We start from the raw sequence: 2,948 nt of genomic DNA on the forward strand, positions 1-2,948 counted from the left end.
AGGTACTCGACCCTCGGGTCATCGGGCATCCCCTCCGGTCGCTCGTTGCAGGCAACCAGGACTCTGAAATCGGGGTCGGTCTGCGCCAGACAGGACAGCAGCGCGGACCGGAAACGCCGGACGGCGCCATCCCAGTCCGCCGTGCGGCATTTCGGGCGCAACGGAATGCCGAACACGAACAGGTCACCGCCGCGCGGAGCCTTGTGTAACGATCGGGTCTGACTCACGGACACTACTGTGCTGCCGGATACTTGCGTTAACGCGGGACGGGTAATGTGGCTCCCCGCGACGCCCCACCGCACCAGGCGACGGGTGGGATGTCGGGACCTCGCGGTAGGATACATGCTGTGGCTCGGTGATGGTTTCACTGTCACACCATGACTGGCCGCGACCCGGTCACCACGACCACGCAACTGATCCATTGACAGGACGTTACGAAGAACGCAGGTTCCGCAGATGACCCAGTCTTCGGCAAGCGCCCATCATCGGATCGCGCACGGTGCCCTGTGGGCGTTCATCGCGTCGTGGAGCAAGATCGCGCTGTCGCTGATCGCCTTTGCGCTGATCGCCCGCATCATCGGTCCCGAGCAGTTCGGCCTGAACACCGGCGCCGCCGCGCTGGTGATGTTCGGCCAGGTGCTGGTCGGTACCGCGGCGGGCGAGGTGATCATCCAGCGGCGCGAACTCTCCGATGCCTCGCTGAGCGCGTACCTGTGGACGTTGTTCGGTATCGGTGTGCTGCTGGCGGTGATCGTGGTGGCGGTAAGCCCCTGGATCGCGCATGTCTTCGACCATCCCCAGATGGCTCCACTACTGCTGCTGTATTCCGGCTGCATCCCGCTGACCGCGTTGCAGACGGTGCCGGCGGCCATGCTCAGCGCCCGGCTGGAATTCAAGGCGCAGGCCCTGGCGGGCACCGTCGGCATGACCAGCGGCTGCCTGGTCGGTATCGCACTGGCCCTGCTCGGGGCCGGCATCTGGTCGCTGGGCGCGCTGCAGTTCGTGCAGATCGGCGTCAACGCAGCGGTCCTCTGGCGGAAATGCCACTGGACGCCCGCAGCGCCCCGCTGGGACGAGGTTCCAGCCTGCCTGCGCTTCTCGTCGAGTTCGGTGGCCGTGCGCATGCTCGACGAACTGGAAAACCAGCTACCCAAGGTCTTTATCGGGGGCATCCTCGGCGCCACGGCGCTCGGTTACTTCGGCGTGTCGCGACGCATCTTCGACCTGTTGCGGGACATGCTGCTGATGCCGCTGATGATGGTCGCCCTCCCCTCGGTGGCCGAGACCCGATCCCGAAAGGAGGACCTGGGCGTCCTGCTCAAAAGCGCGCTGAAGGCGTCCGCGTTTATCGGCTATCCGGCGTTTCTGGGATTGATCGCGGTGACCCCGACGGTGATTCCACTGCTGTTCGGCGACAGTTGGGGCGACGCGGTCGTGCCGCTACAACTGATGTGTCTGCTCGGCCTGCTGAGCGCGGTGACCACGTTCAACTACGCCATCCTGCGCGACTACAACAAGGGTGCACAGCTCATCATGGTCGCCGTAATCTCCACGGTGCTGATGGCCGTCAGCGTCCCCATCGCGGCTCAGTTCGGGCTGATCGCCGCCATCGGCGCGGTGGTCCTGTCCCGCTACATCGTGCTCCCGATCCAGGCCCTGCAGGTGCAGCAACTGGGCGTGTCCACCTGGAAGACCCAGATCGTCTCCGGTGGCCCCAGCCTGCTGATTGCCGTGGTCATGTCGATCGCCGTCGCCGCACTGCGTCAGGCGCTGGACGATGTCTTGGCCCCGCTGTTGCTGCTGGTGATCTGCATCACCGCGGGTGCGATGATTTATCTCGCCCTGAGCGCCCTGTTCACACGAACGGAACTTCGGTACGCGCTGGAGTTGGTGCGCGGCCGGCGGAAACAATCGGCCCAGGGACAAACTGATTGATCCACACAACCACGTTGCCGCCGGAACCCGGAGCCCGCGAATTGGATACGCCATTGCAAATGCACCCTGGGCAGACGACACCGGATCATCGTCGCGCTCCGCTCCGACGACGGATACCTGACTGATGGAAGCACGGGGACGGGGGACGATTCCGAGTCTCGACGGCATTCGCGCCGTCGCGATCGGGCTGGTCTTTGCCGCGCATCTTGGCCTGGACCATATCGTTCCGGGTGGGCTGGGCGTGACGGTGTTCTTCGCGCTGAGCGGCTATCTGATCACCACCCTGCTGCGCGACGAATATGCACGCACGGGCGGCATCGATTTTCGTCTGTTCTACCTGCGCCGGGTGATCAGGCTGTTCCCGCCGTTGTACCTCGTGGTGGCGTTCAGCGTGATCACCAGTCGCGCCGGGTTCCTGGAAGGAACGGGCACGGTCGGCGGCGTCATCTCGATCCTGCTGTACTACCCCAACTACTACGCCGCCATGTTCGGCCCGGAGACCATGCCCGCCGGACTGGGGCCGCTTTGGTCGCTGGCCATCGAGGAACACTTCTACCTGTTCTTTCCGCCGCTGGCGCTGATACTGGTCACTCGCCCCCGCAGCACGGCGATCCGCGTACTCGCGGGTCTTTGCGCCGCCGCGTTGGTCTGGCGCTTGGTACTGTACGTCGGCATCGGCGTATCCGAGAACTACATCTACAGCGCTACCGACACGCGCATCGATTCCCTAGCATTCGGCTGCCTGCTGGCGTTCGCGTGGAATCCTCGGGATCGCGCCCCGTCGGCCGACCAGCACCCGGCCCGCATGCACCTGTGGGTGATCGGTGCGCTGGCTCTGCTCCTGTTCACGCTGGTGATTCGCGACGACGTGTTCCGCAGCACGCTGCGTTACAGCCTCCAGGGCATGGCGCTGATGGTGCTGATCTACTGGTCGGTCACCTAGCCGCGTTCAATCTGGTTCGGCTGGCTGAACTGGGCGCCGATGCGCTGGATCGGGCAGCGTTCGTATGCGA

3 protein-coding genes are annotated in these 2,948 nt (G+C 64.8%); 2 read left to right on the forward strand and 1 reads right to left on the reverse strand.

Features of this window, described 5'->3' with window-relative positions; all coding sequences use genetic code 11:
- Nucleotides 1-227 (reverse strand): hypothetical protein (locus ABNS06_RS06415; protein ID WP_348673322.1); only part of this gene is annotated, 227 nt, incomplete at its 3' end.
- 229 nt (nt 228-456) lie between these two features.
- Here ABNS06_RS06415 and ABNS06_RS06420 point away from each other — a divergent pair.
- Together ABNS06_RS06420 and ABNS06_RS06425 are read left to right on the forward strand one after the other, a co-directional pair.
- Nucleotides 457-1,935 (forward strand): oligosaccharide flippase family protein, encoded by a 1,479-nt coding sequence (locus ABNS06_RS06420; RefSeq protein ID WP_348673323.1) that lies wholly within the window; start codon nt 457-459, stop codon nt 1,933-1,935.
- 124 nt (nt 1,936-2,059) lie between these two features.
- Nucleotides 2,060-2,878, forward strand: coding sequence for an acyltransferase (locus tag ABNS06_RS06425; RefSeq protein ID WP_348673324.1), 819 nt, complete (start codon nt 2,060-2,062; stop codon nt 2,876-2,878).
- The last annotated feature ends 70 nt before the right edge of the window (nt 2,879-2,948 follow it).

It is taken from the genome of uncultured Abyssibacter sp. (assembly GCF_964000955.1).
Lineage (GTDB): Bacteria > Pseudomonadota > Gammaproteobacteria > Nevskiales > OUC007 > Abyssibacter.

Coding starts and splice junctions, on each gene's coding strand:
- ABNS06_RS06420 (WP_348673323.1), top strand. CDS start 457: ATGACCCAGTCTTCGGCAAGCGCCCATCATCGGATCGCGCACGGTGCC.
- ABNS06_RS06425 (WP_348673324.1), top strand. CDS start 2,060: ATGGAAGCACGGGGACGGGGGACGATTCCGAGTCTCGACGGCATTCGC.